This is a genomic window from Microbacterium sp. NPDC055455 (assembly GCF_053619935.1).
In genome coordinates this window covers 1,338,513-1,357,320 of the sequence record NZ_JBSHLB010000001.1, presented here as the reverse complement: position 1 = coordinate 1,357,320, position 18,808 = coordinate 1,338,513, and the positions used below count along the sequence as shown (strand labels likewise).

At 73.3% G+C, this 18,808-nt stretch carries 11 protein-coding genes; 1 reads left to right on the top strand and 10 read right to left on the bottom strand.

Features of this window, described 5'->3' with window-relative positions:
- Positions 1–2: 2 nt before the first annotated feature.
- From ACWGUG_RS05950 to coaA, 4 genes are all read right to left on the bottom strand, one after another.
- Positions 3–4,121, bottom strand: coding sequence for a hypothetical protein (locus ACWGUG_RS05950; protein ID WP_452324115.1), 4,119 nt, complete (start codon positions 4,119–4,121; stop codon positions 3–5).
- The gene (locus ACWGUG_RS05945) at positions 4,114–7,182 is read right to left on the bottom strand and encodes a hypothetical protein (protein WP_452324114.1); all 3,069 of its coding nucleotides are present in this window, start codon (positions 7,180–7,182) and stop codon (positions 4,114–4,116) included. Before ACWGUG_RS05945 ends, ACWGUG_RS05950 begins: the two co-directional genes overlap by 8 nt.
- Before the next feature lie 13 nt (positions 7,183–7,195).
- Positions 7,196–9,970 (bottom strand): DUF6603 domain-containing protein, encoded by a 2,775-nt coding sequence (locus tag ACWGUG_RS05940; protein WP_452324113.1) that lies wholly within the window; start codon positions 9,968–9,970, stop codon positions 7,196–7,198.
- A 224-nt stretch (positions 9,971–10,194) separates the two neighbouring features.
- Entirely contained in the window at positions 10,195–11,163 is a 969-nt protein-coding gene (coaA, locus tag ACWGUG_RS05935) for a type I pantothenate kinase (RefSeq protein ID WP_452324112.1), read from the bottom strand.
- A gap of 295 nt (positions 11,164–11,458) precedes the next feature.
- Here coaA and ACWGUG_RS05930 point away from each other — a divergent pair, with 295 nt between their 5' ends.
- Entirely contained in the window at positions 11,459–12,388 is a 930-nt protein-coding gene (locus tag ACWGUG_RS05930; protein WP_452324111.1) for a Ppx/GppA phosphatase family protein, read from the top strand.
- 40 nt (positions 12,389–12,428) lie between these two features.
- Here the strand turns inward: ACWGUG_RS05930 and ACWGUG_RS05925 are convergent, their stop codons facing one another.
- From ACWGUG_RS05925 to ACWGUG_RS05900, 6 genes are all read right to left on the bottom strand, one after another.
- On the bottom strand, positions 12,429–13,139 hold the full coding sequence (locus tag ACWGUG_RS05925; protein WP_452324110.1) for a hypothetical protein: 711 nt from the start codon (positions 13,137–13,139) through the stop codon (positions 12,429–12,431).
- 292 nt (positions 13,140–13,431) lie between these two features.
- Entirely contained in the window at positions 13,432–14,415 is a 984-nt protein-coding gene (locus ACWGUG_RS05920; protein ID WP_452324109.1) for a family 43 glycosylhydrolase, read from the bottom strand.
- Positions 14,416–14,525: 110 nt separating this feature from the next.
- Positions 14,526–15,512 carry a carbohydrate kinase family protein gene (locus ACWGUG_RS05915; protein WP_452324108.1) on the bottom strand — a complete coding sequence of 329 codons (987 nt, stop codon included), beginning with the start codon at positions 15,510–15,512 and terminating at the stop codon, positions 14,526–14,528.
- Positions 15,509–16,462, bottom strand: a complete 954-nt coding sequence (locus ACWGUG_RS05910; RefSeq protein WP_452324107.1) for a carbohydrate ABC transporter permease — start codon at positions 16,460–16,462, stop codon at positions 15,509–15,511. Before ACWGUG_RS05910 ends, ACWGUG_RS05915 begins: the two co-directional genes overlap by 4 nt.
- A gap of 3 nt (positions 16,463–16,465) precedes the next feature.
- Positions 16,466–17,407: a carbohydrate ABC transporter permease gene (locus tag ACWGUG_RS05905; protein ID WP_336398144.1), complete on the bottom strand. Its 942-nt coding sequence runs from the start codon at positions 17,405–17,407 to the stop codon at positions 16,466–16,468.
- 58 nt (positions 17,408–17,465) lie between these two features.
- Positions 17,466–18,755, bottom strand: a complete 1,290-nt coding sequence (locus tag ACWGUG_RS05900) for a sugar ABC transporter substrate-binding protein (protein WP_336398143.1) — start codon at positions 18,753–18,755, stop codon at positions 17,466–17,468.
- Positions 18,756–18,808: the final 53 nt, after the last annotated feature.

Genomic DNA, 18,808 nt, shown 5'->3' with positions numbered 1-18,808 from the left:
CGTCAGCCTCCCTTCGTGAACGTCGAGACGATGTTCTGCGGCGACAGGAACAGCCGCGGGTCCACGACGTGCTCGTCGAACACCGACCAGTGGGGCACCCCGATCGCCGGCAGCAGCTCACCCAGCTCCGGGACGTCGGCCGGTGTCGCGAGCCGCATGCGCACGAGCTCGCGCACCTCGTCGAGGAGCGTGATCACGCGCTCCTCGGTCCAGCCGCCGCCGTCGGGCGAGACGGCCAGCAGCAGCGCCTGCGGGGCGCGGGCGCCGGGAGCGTTCGCGTGCACCGCGAGTCCGGTCGAGACGAGGTCCTCGCGCGTCGGGTCGGCCCCCTCGCTCATCGTGCGGCGCGCGGGCCGGTGCTCGGCCCACTGGTCGACCACGAAGCCCGCCATCGTCCCGGTCGGCGCGAACCGCGCCGTGGGCTCGAAGACGAGGGTGGTGACGGATGCCGCGGGTGGGGCGGCGTCGCCGACCCACCGGTCCGCCCCGAACACGGCCGCCCGCAGTGCACCGGCGCGCTCGGTCGCGGAACGCAGCGCCGACAGCGTCGCGTACGCCGCGACGCCGGGGCGCACGGTGCTCAGGCGTGCCATCCACCGCCGCACCGGCAGTCCCGCGACGGGAAGCAGCGCCCCGGCGAGCTCGGGCGGGCCGGTCGGGTCGAGCTGCGGGACGACGGGCACGCCGCCCAGCAGCTCGGCGAGCGCCTCAGCGGGCGGCGCGGTCGCGGCGGCGGCGAGCCGCCCGGCGAGGAGCTGATCGAGGCCCGACACGTACGCCTCCAGGACCACCCGCCCCTCCTCGGCGGTTCCGGTGAGCGCCGCCGGGTCGGTGCCGTCGCCGACCCCGACGAGTGCGAGCTCGTCGGCACGGCGCAGCAGCGCGGCCCGGGTGGTCGGGACGGAACCCACCAGTGCCGCGAGGTCGTCGCGCGCACGCTGGGCGCGAGCCGTCAGCTCGGCCTCGTCGACGGCGAAGTCCGGTGCGGCCGCGCCGCCGGCGGCGACGAGATCCCGCGGCTCGAGGGGTCGCGCGGTGGTCAGCACGGCGCGCGCGGCCGTCGCGAGCTCCCACGCGTCGCCGAGGCTGATGCGTCCTGGGCGCAGCGCGGCGTTCCCGGTCGGGGGCTCGGCGGGAAGCGACGGCCGGGCGCGCCGGCAGCGCGCCCAGAACCGGGCGAGGCCGTCGGCGCTGCCGTCCGCCGCGAGCACCAGATCGAGCGCTCCGAGGCGCAGCGCCGAGAGGAAGACGGAGTTGTTGCCGCGGAGGTGGATCGCGATGCGGTCGGCGGGGCCGAGCACGTCGCGGCACCACGCCTCGAGCACGGGATGGGCACGGGAGCGGATGCCGGGAACCCACCCGCCCGCCGCCTCGAGGCCGCCCGCGCCCGTGCCGCCGATCACCGCGACGCGCGCGGTGACGCCGTGCCGTTCGAGCGGCGACCGCGGCACCTCGGGCTCCTCCGGCAGCGTGTCACCCGACATCGCGTTCATCGCCGCCGTCGCGCGCGCGGCGTCGCCGCCCGCGAGCTGATGCACGCCCTCGGCGAGGAGCAGGTCGGCCACGGCATCCGCCACCTCGTCGAGCCGCGCGATGAGCGCGTGGACGTCGGCCACCTCGCCGGGCGCAGCGGGCGTGACGCCCGGTCCGGGGCTCGCGAGCTTGGCCTCGACCGCCGGCGCCGGCTTGTCGCGCAGCGCGACGCCGTCGACCACCGAGCCGGTGTACGCCAGCGCGTCGTCGTCGCCGGCCGTCGCCGGCGTCTCGCGGCCCACCACGAGCGGGGCGAGGGCGCGCAGCGCCGGTACGAAGCGGTTGAGCGACAGGTCGGTCTCGTGCAGCCAGCGCTCGAAGCGGTAGCCGAGCAGCGCGCCGAGCTGCTGCCCCTGCCGCATGCCGCGCACGACGTCGATCGCCTCCCTCGCCCGGGTGCTGCTGAGGTCGATCTCGAGGGCGGCTCCCGCGCCGTCGCCCGGCGCGTGCGTCAGGCGTGCGCTGCGCAGCACCGCGGCCGTCGCGGCGTGCTGGGGCGACGGCGCCTGCAGCCACCCCACGCCCGGTGAGCGCACGGCCTCGTCCGGGTCCGCCGGGCGCGGCGTGAGTGCGATGTCCTCCAGCCACGCGTACGACGCGACGGCGAGCCCGCGCGGCCGGTCCGTGCGCAGGCGGTCGAGTCTGCAGGTCGCGAGGGACGTCGCCCACGCGTCCAGCCGGTGGGATGCGGCATCCAGCGCTCCGGCGAACACCCGCTCGCGCTGGGTCAGCTCCTGCCCGCGCAGCCGCGCCAGCCCGAGTCGCACGCGCGAGGCGGTGTCGGTGGCGAAGAGGTAGTCGAGGATCATGGCGGCCAGCTCCCGCACGCGGTGCGCGTCGCTGAACGCGAACAAGAGCCGATCCGACAGCGGCGAGCGCCGGAGCGCCTCGATGATCTCCTGCTCGCGCTCGCGGAGCAGTCCGAGCTCGTGCCGCGGGCGGTCGCTCGAGGTCATGCCCTCGAGGTCGAAGAGGTCGGGCACGGTGATCTCCGCCATGACCGCGTCCAGCCGCAGTTCCTCCTCCGAAGCGTCGGGCCCCGGCTGCATGCTCCCTCTCAGCCGCTCCGCCAGCTGCTCGCGGATCTGAGTGCCGAGCCCGCTCTGCGGCTCGCGCAGGACGATCCCGATCTCCTCCTCGCCGAAGTCCATGGGGCGCATGATCGCGGCGAGCGCCGCGCGCGCGGCGGCGAGCGAGGTCGAGCGAGCCACCGTGATGAGCACCTGGAGCACGCTGTCCTCGAAGGTGAGGTCGTCGTGGTCGACGAGCGCTTCCAGCGCGTCCTCGTCGCTCTCGGAGACGAGCGGCAGGCCGAGCATGCGGGGCCGGCCGAGATGCGGCATCCGGCGCAGCGATCCCAGTCCGATCCGCAGTCGCTCCTCGAGCACGCGGGTCATGTCGGCGCGCTCCTCCTCGAGGCCCGGAGAAGAGCGCTTCAGCGAGGCGCCGAGCGCGTTGTCGGTGCGCAGCACCCGCCGCACGCGCACGTTGCGGCTCGCCGGGGCGAGTCCGAGGATGCTCGGAAGCGCCGCGGCGAGGTCGCCGTCCATCACGGTGGGCGGGGGTGCCGCCATGGTCCACCATCCGCGGGCGGCCCGCACCGCGAACGCGACGAGCGCATCCGGGCGGCCCGGCCGCCGCGGGGCGACCGGCTCATACCGGGAGGTGAGCGTGACCGGAAGCAGTCCGTACGGCTGGCGGCCGGCACGCACCGCCGGAAGTGGACCGGACGGACGCACCCAGTCGGCGAGATGCTCGCGCACGTCCCACCGGTCGAAGGGCGACAGGGCACGGGCGGGCAGCGCATCGCTCAGCCACGCCTCCCACGTGACCGGCCACAGCACCTCCGCCATCGCCCTGGCCGGCTCGCCGTCGTCGGCGCCGGCGGGCCAGTCGTCGAACGCGGCCGGGTCGTCGATGCCGAGCGCACGGGCGACGGCGGCGCCCGTGCCCGGGCTCGGCGCCGGCGGGGTCGCCCCCGCGCTCCAGCCCGACCGCGCCGACTCGGTGTTGTTCGTGGGCGTCCCCGGGCCGACGAGCGCCCGATCGCCGTGGGCGCGCAGCGCGGCGAGCACGACGCCGGGCTCGGCATCCGGGTCCGCCTGGCGCACCCCCCACACGTACAGCCGATCGACGGTCGCGTCCCCCCGCTCGAGCGTCACGGTCACCGCGAGCCCGCGCTGCACCGCGACGTCGTAGTCGCGCATCCAGTCGGCGGGACCGGATGCCTCCTCGGCGAGCGCCTGCAGCGCCAGCGCGCGCTCGCGGAACTCGGCCTCCGCCTGCAGGCGATCCTCGCCGGGCGCGCCGAGGTGGCCGAGCCGGACGCCGAGGTCGTCGAGGTCGACCGGCTCGCCGTCCGCCGCGGACGGCACGCCGTCCTGCCAGGCGACCACGCGGAAGGCGTCTGGGAGCAGCGCCGCGCGACCGGTCGCGTCGTCGACGGCGATGTCGTCGGGGTAGATGCGCACCCGCAGCTCGGTGACCGTCTCGCCGTCGCGGGTGGCGTGCCGGGACTGCGTCTCGACGCGCACCGGCACCAGCAGCACGGGCACCGACGGATCCACCTCGGCCCACACGTCACCCATGGTCGTCCTCGCGCTCGGTGGAGATGTCGTCGATCAGCGTCCGCACCCGGAACCCCACGCGCGCCGGCTTCTGGAACAGCGCCCAGGCGACCTTCGCCGCGGTCTCGGCGACCGCCGGCGCGTCCGTCGTCGCGGGCACCGTGGCCGGCAGGTGCCGCGCGCCCGCGGGCAGCCAGTGCCCCCAGGCCAGACCGTCGCGCGGGGGCGTCACGCCGGCCGGCGGGTCGATCTCGTCGAGGCCGAACCGCGGCGCACCGACGTGCTCGGCGAGCGTGAACCAGAACGCTCCGGCGTTCGGGGCCTCCCCGCCGGTGTCGGCGGCGGCCGCGGCGACGGCGGTGAGGTCGACCGCGACGAGCAGGAGGTTCGGCGTCAGCGCGAGCCGGAAGAGGCTCGCCACCGGGCGCGACGCGTACTCGACCGGGTAGTCGACGTTCGTGGACGCCGCGACGTTCGCGAGCACGTTCGGGAACCGCCGCACCAGTTCGCCGCGCACCACGAACACGAGCTTCCCGGCACGCGCCGGGTCGAGGTGGGAGCCGAGCTCGCCGGTGCGCATCGTATGCACCCCGCCGAGGAGGTCGGGCTCCGGCGTCCAGAATCGTCGCAGGCTCGTGGCCCGGCCGTCGGTGGGGTACTCCCGCCACACCAGCTCGCGGGCGAACTCGTGGTTGGCGCCGACCAGGAAGGCCTCCACGAAGGCGGCGTTGGTCTGCAGGGCGGTCACCATGTCGGGCTCGGGGATGGCTGCGACGCCGGGCATCAGCCATTCCCGGTCGTACCGGCTGAGGGCTTCGTAGAGCGGATGCCGGAACTCCGGCGCCGCGAGCACCCGCTCCAGGTCGTCGGGGTCGCGGCCGAACAGTCCGGCGAGACCGGGAAGGCGCGTGCGCGCCCGCCGCGGCACCGTGAACAGCGGCCGAAGCAAGCCGACCAGGTCGAGCGCGGGGATGTCCAGGCGCTCGCGCGGCGGCTCGACCGGCTCGGGCGCGGCGCCCGTCGCGGCCTCGCCGAAGGTGGCGATCAGGTCCTCTCCGGGACGCTCGATGATCGGGATGAGGTGGTCGGGCGTGGGGGTGGTCTCGAACGGGTGGTTTCCGTCGTACCCGCGTTCGTCGAGGGCGGCGAACAGCGGCTCGAACACGCCCTCCTCGAGCAGCCGCGTCTCGAACGGCCCGAGATCTGCGGGGTCGGCGCCCGTCTTCGGGAAGCGGGCGACGCCGGGGCCGGGCAGCTCCCACTCGTCACGCGTGCGGGACAGCTGCCACGCCGTGCCGAGGAGGGTGCCGAGGTGTCGCAGGTGCACGCGCAGCCCCGGGGTGTCCTCGAGCGCCCGCACCTCGTCGGGGGTCGGCAGGGCGTCGAGGAGCTCGGACAGCAGCGCGGTCGTCTCGTCGTCGTCGGTGACCCCGCTCAGCAGCGAGACGTCCTCCTCTTCGAGGTGCGCCATCAGCTCGCTCGTCGCGCCTGTCGCCGGCCCGGCGACGGGCAGGACCCAGTCGGCGCCGGCGTCGCCGTCGGCGATGAGGCGCTCGCTCTGCGCCACGCGCTCGTCCGCTGCCGTGAACCGCGCCGTGCGCCCGAGCGGGCGGGCCATCCGGCGCAGCGCGCCGCCGAGCGCCGCCGGCGGAAGGGCGCTGGCCGCGACCGTCGCCCGCACGGTGATCCCGCCGAGGTCGACCTGGGCGTGCGCGCGCGCCGTGGCGGCCAGGAGCGGAGCGGACGGCATCCGCTCGATCGTCCGCCGGTGCAGCGCCGTCGACACGACGCGGGCGAACTGCGCGGCGCGCAGCACCTCGTTGGCCTCCCGCACGTTCTGCAGCTGCGACCAGGCCGCGGCCATCAGCGGCTCCTGGTCCATCTGCACCACGGCGGTGCCGAGGGCCGCCGCGACGCGGTGGGCGGGATCCAGGTTGAGCTCGGCGAGCCAGCGCGGCTCGCCGGCATCGGCCGGGAGCACGTCCGTCAGCACGTGGGCGCCGCCGAACAGGGGCGGCCCCACCTCGGGGTCCGCCGCGGGGTCGGTGCTCGCATCGACGAGCGCTCGCAGCCGCGCCGTGGCCGCGGCATCCCACCGTCCCTGATCCGACGGTTCGGGCTCGCCCGACGCGGTGGGCGCGATGAGCGCGCCATGCACCGCGCGCGGGCCGTCGGCGGCGGCCACGGTGACGCCGCTTCCGGGCTGCGACGTGTCGACCCAGCGCCGGCCCAGCCCGTCGGCCGCCGGCACCGGCACGATGCTGCGCGCGAGCTCCTCGAAGCCGCCCTCGTCGCCGGTCGCGAACTCCCACCGGTCGTACACCGGCAGCACGACGGTGTCGGCGCCGCCCGGCCCCCACGCCCACGCGAGCGAGTCGATCGTTCCGCCGCGGATGCCGGCGCGCCGTCCGGCCTCGAACGTCGGCACGACGAGCGCGGTCCAGCGCTCGTGCGGACGCAGCCGGGTCGGGCTCACCAGGCGCGACAGGTTGAGCTGCGGCGACCCCAGGTGGCGCGTCAGCGCCTGGTCGTCGTGACCCTTGCCCGACACCTGCGCGTGCGCCCACGCCCACGCGTCCTCGGGCGGCGGCAGCTCGGCGACCGGCACCTCGACCGCCGGCGGCAGGTCGGGACCCGCGGGCGCCACCTGTCGCACGATCGATGCGGAGGGCACGACGACCAGTCGCAGCCACGGCGGCAGGCGGCCGGACGCGGGCGCCGCGGGCGTGAACATCCACGGCAGGTCGGGCGCATCGAACTCCACGTGGACGAGGTCGCCGGTGGGAGCATTGCCCGTGCCGGGCGCCGGGTGGCGCCGGATGATCTGCGCCGGATCGATCCCCAGCACGTCTCCCGGGCCCCGCAGCGTGATCGGCTGCGAGACGGTCTCGCTGCCCGAGCCGTCGGTGAGCGCGAACGACACGTCGACGGTGGTGCGGGCGCGGGCGCCCTCGGTGAAGACGGGTTGCCGGATGCCGGCGGCCGCGCCGGTGCGGAAGTACGGCAGGAAGGTGAAGCTCGCCGCGCCCGCGTCCTCCGGGGCGATCGCTGGGATCCGGGCGGTGACGTCGAAGACCTTCATGACTCCGCCGCCCTCATGTCGCTGCCACCTTGGTCATGGCGGCCAGGCCGCCGAGCGCTCCGCTTGCGGTGTGGACGGCGTCGGTCCACGGCGCGAACTCGGCGATGACGGCACCGGTGCGCACGTCGGTGACCCGCGTCTCGCTCACCGGCCGCACCGCGATGCGCCGCTCCAGGTCGTCGGCGCGGTAGCTGTCGCCGATGCGCAGCCCGGTCGCGCCGGCCGGCCCCGCCTCCAGCACGAGGCGCGCCCACCCCGACAGGTCGAAGAAGCCGACGCCGGCCCGCTTCTTCTCGGGCGCCCCCGGCCACGAGTCGTCGTAGGTCATCGTCGCGTCGGTGGCGAAGCCGCGCAGCACGCCGGCCTGCGTCGTGGCGTCCGCCGGGTCGATCGCGAAGCCGCCGGTGCGCTCCTCGAACTCCGGGGCGGCGAGCTGCGCGTCCTTCGTGAGCGTCATGAACTGGCCCACCCCGAACGTCTCGGCGACGGCCGAGTGATCGGCATCCGTGCGCCCCGGTCCGTCCGGACCGATCTTCACGGCGCCCGAGAGCGCCAGACGGCACCCCGCGGGCTGGACGGATGCCGCGCCCCAGCGGTCGAGCGTCATGTCCAGCGGCGCGAGCCGCTGACTGGCGCGCACGAGGCCCCACGGCTCGATCACCAGGGCGCCGTCGGGCAGTGCGGCCAGGCGCACCGGTGACCGCACGCCCTGCCGGTCGATGCGCTGCCACGCCCGCGGATCGCGCAGCGCCTCCGCCACGAGCGCCAGCGGACGCACGGTGGGCGGCGGGAGGGGGGCGGACGCGTCCCCGAACTGCACGGGACCGAACGAGATGCTCGGGTCGGGCAGCGGCCACGGCAGCGACACCTTGCCCGTGCCGCGGACGCGCCAGGGGCTCGGGCCCGACAGGTGCAGCGAGAGCGAGACGCCGAACAGCGAGCATCCGAGCGCCTCGACGTGCGCCCGGGCGGTGGCGTCGACCTCGAAGCCGAAGGGGTCGAACTGGATGAGCGCGTCGAGCGTGAGCCCGCCGCGGACCGCCGCGACCCCGACCGAGTAGGCGAGCTCGATCGAGCCGCCGAACTGCACGGTGTTCGGCGTGAGGGCGACGTAGCCCTGCACGCGGAACTGCAGCCCGATCGGCGGCGACATCTCGGCGCCGATCCTGCCGAGGTCGGCGAGCTCGGGCGGCTTGCGCGTGTACGTCGGGTGGAATCCGCCGGCGCTCAGCACCACGGTGCGGTCGTCGCCGAAGCGCACCAGCATACCGATGCCGCCGTAGACGGAGAAGAACCCGATCCGCGAGGAGTACAGCTCGGCGCGCAGCAGGATGATGCCCCGGCCGACCTGAGCCATGACGGCGGCGCGCAGGTCGATGATCGCCGCGCTCTCGCTCGGGATCACGCAGCGCGCGCGCCCGAGCACGATCATCACGGGATCGGGGGCGGCGAGGAGGACGGCGACATCGAGGGTCATCAGCGTGACGGGACGGCCCCAGCCCAGGCGCAGCATCGGTCCGATGACGAAGCCGCCGGCCCGAGGCGGGAACACGCGTCCGAGGGTCTGCAGGATCGTGGGGGCGGCCTTGCGGACGTCCTCGGGGAACAGCAGCCTGTCCAGCACGCCGTCCTTGAGCCCCGACGAGATCGCGGCCGGATCGACCGTCACCCCGAGCCCCACGATCCCCCCGACCGCGTTGAGGGTGAACAGCAGCCCGAGCTCGATGGGCACGGCGAAGCTGACCGACATCACCGCGACGAACGACATCCCGTCGGCGCCGCGCGAGCGAAGCAGGCCGAACGCCGTCACGGTGACCGGCCCCAGGACGAGATCGAGCACGCCCCCGTAGCCGTCGGGGAGCACGAGGAGGTAGCCCGAGCCCTTCACCGGGCCCGCGCTGAGCGACAGGCCGATGCCCCGCGGCAGCACCGGCACGATGGCACCGGCCCCCTCGCCGAAGGGCGGCGCGCCGCTGAGGATGCGCCCGGGGTCGAGCACCAGCCGCACGCCGGAGCCGTCCACCCGGGCGCCGATCACCCCCGCGACGTCGACGGCGAGCCGGCTGCGCACGGTCAGCGCCACGGTGGCGCCCGAGGGCTCGAGCGCCAGCTCCATCCCTTCGAGGTCGACCACCTGCGCCTCCAGGCGCGCGGGCAGCTCGATCGGCCCGAGGCTGCCGCCGGCGGTGAGCCCGCGGTGGTCCACGGTGAGCTCCAGGTCGGCCGCGGCGCTTCCCGCGGCGCCGACGAGGATCTTCAGCACGCCGTCGGTGCGCTCCCCGAGGTCGATGCGCACCTCGCCGCCGCGCACCGACATGCGCAGACCGGTGTCGGACAGCCCGACGGCGAGGCGGATGGTGCCGGCGCGGAACAGCGCGACGCGCACGTCACGCCGCGCCCACGCCAGCTCGACCTTGTCGGGGGCGGCCGTGGCGGTGGGCTGCTCCAGGCCGAGCCGGCTGACGAGCGCACCCGGCGGCCGGGCGTCGACGGCCTTCTTCGCGGCGGCGGTCGCGTCCACGCCGAGCAGAGCGGCTGCAGCGAAGAACTCCTTGACCGCGGCCCACGCCGCGGTCGCGGCGCCGGCGATGTCGCCGGCCGTCGCCTTGGCCTCCGCGAGGTCGGCCTGGACGAGACCTGCCGCGAGGCGCGCGGCGACGGGAGCGGTGTCGGGCGGCAGCGCGCCGCCGACGAGCTCCTGCAGCTTCGCCGGCGTCGGGATCGCGCGCAGGCGCCCGACGATGTACTGGAGCGCGGCCCGGAGCAGCCGGGCGGGCAACTCGTCCATCCCACCCCCTGGGACGACGGATGGAGCGTGGTGTGACAGCACGTGCAACCGCACGGACCGTCGCGCCGCATGCGGCACGGCGGTGCGAAGAGCGCCAGACTCGAACGCCGCCCACCCCATCGGGCGGTGTCATCTATGAACTTGGCCCTGCCCGGGTCGGATGTCAACCACCCTCCGGGCGCGGGCGCACCTCCCTTGGAGGCATCCGCTCGATCGGCCGCGCGTCAGAGCTTGCGCAGCAGCACCGTCTCGACCGTGTGGTCGGCCGCCTTCTGCAGCACCAGGTTCGCGCGGTGCCGCGTGGGCAGCACGTTCTCCTCGAGGTTGGGCAGGTTGATGGAGTTCCAGAACCCGAGGGCGCGCTCGACGGCCTCCTCGTCGGACAGCTGCGCGAACACGTTGAAGAACGAGTTCGGGTTGCTGAACGCGGCGCGACGCAGCGCGAGGAAGCGCTCGACGTACCACTGGGCGATGTGCGCGGCATCCGCATCGACGTAGATGGAGAAGTCGAACAGGTCGCTCACCGCGACGTCGTTGGGCGTGGGCGGCGGCTGCAGCACGTTGAGCCCCTCGACGATCACGATGTCGGGGCGGCGCACGGTGATGACCGCATCGGGCACGATGTCGTACCGCATGTGCGAGTAGAAGGGGGCGCGCACCTCGGGGGCGCCGCTCTTCACCTCGGTGAGGAACGACACGAGCGCTCGGCGGTCGTACGACTCGGGGAAGCCCTTGCGCTCCATGAGCCCCCGCCGCTCGAGCTCGGCGTTGGGGTACAGGAAGCCGTCGGTCGTGATGAGCTCGACGCGCGGCGTGCCCGGCCAGCGGCTGGTGAGCTCGCGCAGGAGGCGGGCGATCGTGGACTTGCCGACGGCGACCGAGCCGGCGACGCCGACGATGAAGGGCGTCGTGGAGTCCGTCTCGCCGAGGAACGCCGACTCCTCGGCTCCCAGGCGCTTGGTGGACTCGGCGTACAGCGACAGCAGCCGCGACAGCGGCAGGTAGACCTGCGCGACCTCGGCGATGTCCAGGCGATCGCCGAGCCCGCGGATCTGGACGATCTCGGTCTCGCTGAGCGGCTGCGTCACCCCGGCGGCCAGTCGCGCCCAGTCGGCGCGCTCGATCTCGCGGTAGAGGGACAGAGCGGGGGCGACCACGCCCGTCTCGTGCAGGGTCGCTTCATCGGCGGACATCGCGCCCATCGTATCCGGTGGCGCACGCGTGACGGATGCCGCGCCCTCGGCCTCCCTCCGTTGCTGCGGTTTCTGACCCAGCGCCCCCTGCGAAACACCACATCTCGCACGAGACACCATGCCGCCCCGCGGTGCCTCGTCGCCGATGCGGTGTATGCCCTGAACGACCTTGCGAAACACCACATCCCGGACGAGACACCACGCCGCTCCGCGGTGCCTCGTCGCCGATGCGGTGTATGCCCTGAAGGGTCGAGGGCGGGAACGGCGCGGGGGGCCGCGCCGCTAGGGTGAACGGGTGCGCCTCGGAGTCCTCGACATCGGCTCGAACACCGTCCATCTGCTCGTGGCCGACGCCCGTCCGGGAGGCAGGCCTCTCGCGACCACGAGCCAGCGCACCGTGCTGCGGCTCATGCGCTACCTCGCGCCCGACGGCTCGATCACCGACGAGGGCGTGACGGCGCTCGTCGACGCCGTCACGCAGGCCCGGAAGGTCGCGGCGTCGGAGAACGTCGACGAGCTCCTGGCCACCGCGACCTCCGCCGTCCGCGAGGCGAAGAACGGCTCCGAGGTCATCCGGCTCATCGAGGAGGCGCTCGGCCAGCCGCTCCAGGTGCTCGGCGGCGAGACCGAGGCGCGCTACACCTTCCTCGCCGTCCGCCGCTGGTTCGGCTGGGCGGCCGGCCAGATCCTCCTCTTCGACATCGGCGGCGGCTCGCTCGAGATCGCCGCCGGAGCGGACGAGCTGCCCGAGTCGGCGGCATCCGTCCCCCTCGGCGCGGGCCGCATGACCGTGCGCTTCCTGCCCGACGACCCGCCCGGCGAAGCCGCCGTCGAGAGGCTCCGCGACCACGCGCGCGCGACCCTCGCGCCCGTCGCGAAGTCGTTCGGCGCGCTGCCCCGGCCCGATCACGTCGTCGGCTCGTCCAAGGCGATCCGGTCGCTGGCGAAGCTGGTCGGCTATCCGGTGCCCGGATGGTCGGGGATCGAGCGGATGCTGCTCCCGCGCGACGCCCTCGGCTCGTGGATTCCGCGGCTCGCGCGCATTCCCGCGTCCGCCCGCCAGGAGCTGCCCGGCATCACGGCGGACCGCACCTTCCAGATCGTCGCGGGCGCGGTCGTGCTCCACGAGGCGATGCGCGCGCTGGATGTCGATGAGCTCGAGGTGTCGCCGTGGGCGCTGCGGGAGGGCGTGCTGCTGCGCTACATCGAGGAGCTGGGCTGGTGAGCCGAGCCGCTCAGCGGCGGGTCACCCGCTCAGGGGCGGGTCATTCGTCGAACTCGGTGAAGGCCGCGTAGATGCCGTAGACGGCGAGCGCTGCGACGTGCCACTCCTCGGGACCCTCGGGGCCCATGGTGACGACGCGGGGCGCGTCGATCATCGCCGGGTTGATGCGCCGGTGATCGGTCATGCCGTCGATCGTGGCCATGATCGCCACGGCGAGGTCGCGCTCGTCGACCCCGGGGCGCATCCGGACGCCGAGCGCGCCGTTGAGCGTCCGGTACAGCTCGGCCATGCGCTCGCAGTATCTGTCCTCGATCTCGGAGAGCAGCGCTCTGATCTCGTGCCCGCCGGGAACGGCGTCGCCGCTCGCGAGTGCGGCCGACATGGTCTTGTACGCCCGGTAGGCCACGGAGTGCTCGACCGCGACCACGTTGTGGGCGACGGCGAGTCGGACGACCCTGCGAAGCGCCACGCCGCGGCCGACACCGGCGGGCTGGTCGGTGTCCGCCGCGCCCTGCGCGATGGCCCCCTGCAGCAGCTGCAGCGTCTCGCCGTCGAAGCCGGTGTCGAACCCTGGGTCGGCGTCGAACAGCGCCCGCACGAGATCGGCGACGAAGGCCCCCCGATCGGGCCAGATCCGGAAGACGGTGGACCGCGGCACCCCCGCCACGCGGATGAGGTCCTCGAGCGCGATGTTGGAGTAGTCGAGCAGCAGCCCCTCGGCCTCGACCCGCTTCACCGCGGTCTCGAGCATCAGCGCGCGGGTCTCGCCCGCAGGCCGACGCGTCCGGGGTGGATCAGGAGGGTGCACGCCTCGATTATCGCCCCGACCGCGACCGCGCGCCGCACCGGCGTCCGCGGGGGTCGCGGTGCCGGGTCCCCACAACCCGGCACCGTGAGACCCACGAAGCGGCACGGAGCCGTCGGTCGGATCAGCACGCAGGCCACCCCAATGGCCGCGCGCCCTCGCCACTCTAGAGACTGGAAGTCTCATATCTCAAGTCGAGCTTCCCGGGACGTCCGCGCAGCCTCGTTCCCGCTCGGGGTCAGCCGCCCGCCAGGGGCGCCTCGTCCACGCGCTCGCGGACCTGCCGCACCAGCCGGTCCCCCTCCCAGCGCACCGGCATCGGGTCGGTGACGCCTCCGACGAAGAGGCCGTCCTCGCCGACGTGGCGGAAGGCGAACAGCAGCCACTGCCCGTCCGACCGGCGGCGCAGCAGCCGGCCGACGTAGAGCGACTCATCGGTGAGCGGGTACGCCGCGTCGACGTCGAACGGCCCGAGGAGACTCTCCGCCGGCACCGCCCACGTGCCGCCGTGGCTGCCGCGGCGCGAGGCCGTGGCCTGGTCGCCGAGGCACGAGAAGATGAGCACGGGCCTGCCGTCGACGACCTCGGCCTGCACCACCTCGAGCTGCCCGAAGCCCCCGGGACTCGGCGCCGACAGGGGCTCGCGCAGCTCCCACGTGCGCAGGTCGGCCGACCACGCGTGCCCGATGACGCCGCGGCCGTCGACCGGGCCCTCCGGCGCGCGCGCGGTGAGCAGCATGTGCCAGCCGTCCCCCTCGGGGTCGGGGAACACCCACGGGTCGCGGAACGCCTCGTCGTGCCAGGCGCCGCTGGACAGCTTCTCGTACCACGGCCCCTCCGCCTCGAGCACGGGGCCAGGGGCCTTGGTCCACACGTGGAGGTCGGGCGAGGTCGCGTACCCGATGCGCTGGATGTTCTTGCCGTCCGGAGCGGCCGTGGCGCCGGTGTAGAAGAGGAACCACGTGCCGTCCGGATGCCGCACCACCGAGCCCGTCCACGTCGCGAGGTCGTCGAACGCGGGGGCGTCGCTGCGCACGAGCGCGTCCTCCACCTGGGTCCAGTTCACGAGGTCGGTCGAGACCGCGTGACCGATCGAGGCGCGGTAGTGCCGGGCGTCGGGGTCGCGCAGCGCGCGCGAGGCGTAGAGGAAGAAGAGGTGGTAGCGGTCGCCGTCGTCGGCGAACCAGAAGTCCCATACCCAGGAGCCGGGGAGGTCGAACACAGTGATCCTTCGAGGTCTTGCGCGCGGTCGGTCGATCGCGCGACATGCGGTCGGTTCACGGCCGTCGCGGCCGTGAGAGGTCGGTCACGGCGCGGCCGTGAGAGGTGGGGTCACGCCGTGCGCGCGACGGTGAGCTCGTCGCGCCGGGGCGGGTCGGCGCCTGGGCGCGACACGGTGATCGCGGCGGCGCGCGCGGCCTGCTCGAGCAGCGCCGCCACCTCGGCGGAGCGGATGCCGCCCCCGGGCGCCCGCAGGTCGGCTCCGGTGATGCGGCGCTCGAGCAGGCCGTCGATGAGCGCGCCCATGAACGTGTCGCCGGCGCCCACGGTGTCCACGACGTCGGTGGGGATCCCCGGGACCACCACCTCGCCGTCGGCGGTCACCCCGATCGCGCCCTGCGAGCCGAGGGTGACGACGACGAGCGCCGGACCGCGGGCCACCCACTCGCGTGCGATCACGACGGCATCGCGCCCGGGTGCGAGCCAGTGGAGGTCCTCGTCGCTCGCCTTGACGACGTCGGCGAGGGCGACGAGGTCGTCCACCCGGGCGCGCACGCGCGCGGGGTCGTCGACGAGCGAGGGCCGGATGTTCGGGTCGTACGTGATGAGCGCGCGCGGGCGGGCCGCCCGCACCAGGGCCACGACCTGCGCGTCCCCCGGGGCGAGCACCGTCGCGACCGAGCCGACATGCACGAGGTCCGCCGTCGCGGCGAGCGCGCCCTCGAGTCCGCTCACCTCGGCGCCGAGGTCCCACTCCAGGTCGAAGGAATAGGTGGCGGCCCCGGCCGCGTCGAGGTGCGCGGTCGCCGTCGCCGTGCGCGGGGCCGCCGAGGCGGCGACCTCCACGTCGGATACCTCGAGCCAGCGTCGGATCCGCCGCCCCCGCTCGTCGTCGCCCAGGCGCGTGACGAGCGCCGGCCGCCGGCCCAGGCGGCCCAGGGTGAGCGCCGTGTTGGCCGGGCTCCCGCCGGGGGCCTCGTCCACGGCACCGATCGCGCGATGGACGATGTCGACGAGAGCCTCGCCGATCACGAAGACGCGGGGTGCGGCGGCGCCCACCTGTCCGGGGCCGCCGCGGGGCGCGGCATCCGTCGTCATCCCTTCACCCCGCTCGCCGCGATGCTGCTCACGAACGCCCGCTGGAACACCAGGAACACGATGAGCACGGGGATCGTGATGAGCGACGTGTACGCCATCACCTCGCCCCACGCGGTGTTGAGCTGGAAGAAGTACTGCATGCCGACCATCACCGGTCGCAGCTCCTCTTTCTGCACCACCATCAGCGGCCAGAGGTACTGGTTCCACGCCGGCAGGAACGTCAGGATCGCGACCGTCGCGAACGCGGGGCCCGACAGCGGCACCAGGATGCGGCGGTAGATCGTGAACCAGCTGGCGCCGTCGATGCGGGCGGCCTCGTCGAGCGACTTCGGGATCGTGGAGAAGTACTGCGTGAACAGGAAGATCGAGAACGCGTTCGCGATGAAGGGCACGATCTGCACCTCGTAGGTGTTCAGCCAGCCGAAGTCGTATTTCAGCACGCCGCCCTCCATGACGAGGGTGGGCAGCTGCGCGACCCAGTAGACCATCGGCACCGCGATGGTCTCGAACGGCACGATCAGCGTCGCGATGACGATCGCCAGGACGACGATGCGGCCCTTCCACTCCAGGCGCGACAGCGCGAACCCCGCCATCGAGTTCACGATGAGGCCGAACCCGACGGTGAGCACGGTGACGAACACGGAGTTGAACAGGAACCGCGCGACGGGCACACGATCGAAGACGCCGAAGTAGTTGGCGAGGCTGATGTCTCCGGTGGGGAGGAACGCGTTCACCGAATCGATGTCCTGCAGGATCTGCGCGTCGGGCTTGAGGCTCGAGACGAACATGAACACGAGCGGGAACAGGAACAGCACGCCGAACAGCGACATCGCGACGTACACGAAAATCTTGCCGCGCAGCCGATGCGATTTCTCGCTCGCCGTGGTCCGGACGCGTCGAGGGCGCTCCGACCCGCGTGATGCGGTGGTGAGGGTTCGGGTTTCGGACATCACTCAGTCCTTCTCTCGCGTCAACCGGCGCTGGATGAGCGCGATGATCAGCACGGCGACGAAGAAGATGAGCGAGATCGCGGCGGCATAGCCGATCTCCTGCTGCTCGTAGCCCTTCCGCACCGCGTGGAAGACGATGGTGGAGGTCGCGCCCTGCGGGCCGCCCTGGGTCATCACGTCGACCTGCACGAACAGGCCGAGCGCTGCGATCGTGATCGTGACGAGCACGAACACCATGGTCGGGCGGAGGCCGGGCCAGGTGACGTTCGTGAACTGGCGCCACGGACTCGCGCCGTCCATCCGGGCGGCCTCGTAGAGCTCCTCGGGAATCGTCTGCAGACCCGAGAGCCAGATGATCATGTGGAATCCGACGGCTTGCCAGATCGACATGAAGATGATCGCGCCGAGTGCGGTCTGCGGATCGTTCAGCCAGTCGACGCCCGACCACAGGCCGAAGGTGAGGGCGTCGATCATCGAGTTGATCAGGCCGTCCTGCTGATACATGAACTTCCACAGGATCGACACCACGACGATCGAGGTGACGACGGGGATGAAGAAGATCACACGGAAGGCGGTGACCCCGCGCATGCGCCGATTGACGAGCACCGCCAGCAGAAGCCCGAGGGCGGCCTGCACGGGCACGACGACCAGCGCGAAGATCGCGGTGTTTCCGACGGACTGCACGAACAGCGGGTCGGCGGTGAACGCGCGGACGAAGTTGTCCATCCCCACGAAGCGCGGCGGGTTGGGTGAGATGAGTCGCGCGTTGGTGAACGACAGCGTGAAGGCGAGGATCACGGGGATGATCAGGAACAGGACCAGGAGGATGCCGGCGGGGGCGATCATCCCGAGTCCTGCCCACGTCTCGCGCCCCTTGATGGAGCGGAAGCGACGGAGTTCGCGCCGAGGTTCTTCGGCGGCGACCGTCGGTGGAGTGACAGTCATGGCAGGTCTCTCTGAGGATGCGCCGGCGGGGGCATGAGGCCCCCGCCGGCGCGGCGGATCACTGGAAGCCGTAGCCGTCGTTCGACTCGATGTTGGCGTCGATGTCCGACACCGCGCGATCGAGCGTCTCCTGCACGTCGGCGCCGCTCATGATGTCCTTCGCAGCGGTCTCGAACGTGGCCGAGATCACCGCGTAGGCGGGGGTCTCGGGACGCAGCACCGCGTACTCCTGCGAGAACTCTACGAACGGGCGCAGGGCGCCGTCGTCGCCGAAGTACTCCGATGCCTGCGCGGCCGCCTCGGTGGCGGGGATCACGACCTGCTTGTCGGCGAACTCGGTGATGTACTCGTCCTGGAAGCTGAACTCGAGGTACTCGCGAGCGCCGTCGGCGTCGTTGCACTCCGAGGAGATGCCCCACTGCCACGAGCCGCCGCCGATCGCAGGTCCGTTGCCGAGGTCCGGCGGGGGCAGGATGAGCAGGTCGTCTCCGACCGCGTCGAGCGCGGCGACGGCGTTCCACACGCCCGTGTAGCTGAGCGCCACCTCGTCGTCGACGAACTCCTGATTGCCCACGGTCCCGCCGTTGTCGGCGTACCCGTCGGCGAAGAGACCGGCGAACCACTCGCCCCACGCGACCGCCTCGGGCCCGTTGAGCGCACCGTCGGCGGTCAGCATGCTCTCGCGGTCGATGAGGTCGCCGCCGAAGCTCTGCAGGAGGGGCGAGTAGGCGTACGGCCACCACTCGCCGGTGTCCTCGGCGCCGATGTCGATCGGCGTCTCGTAGCCGCTCGCCTTCAGGGTGGCGAGGGCCTCGCCGAACTCATCCTGCGTCCACGGCTCCTCCATGGTGGGGATGCGGATGCCGTTCTCCTCGAGCACCGACTGGCGGGCGAAGATCGCGAGCGCGGCATCCCAGTAGCCGGCGGAGTAGATCTCGCCGTCCCACACGCCGACCGCGGTGGGCAGCAGCGAGTCGGTGAGCTCGGTGGGCAGCTCGAGCGGCTGCAGGTAGCCCGCCCACGCCCAGTTCGGCATGATCGGCCCGTCGAGGTCGAGAAGGCAGGGAAGATCGCCGGATGCTGCGGCCGCGACGATCGCGTCGTTGTAGGCGCCCTGCGGGAACGACTCGTGCACGACCTGGTACTGGTCCTGGGAGTCGTTGAAGTCCGAGATGATCCGCTCGTAGACCTCGAGCTCTGCCGGGTTGCCGGCGGAGTGGGTCCACATCGTCAACTGGGTGCGGCCGTCATCGGTCGTGGTCTCGCCTTCACCGGCCTGCCCGCAGCCGGTCAGGGCAAGGGCCGAGACCAGTCCGGCAGACACGAGGATCGGGGTCCTTGTGCGCATGGTTGTGGTTTCCTTTTCTTGTGACCTACGCCTGCGTAGGTCATCGGTCGGGG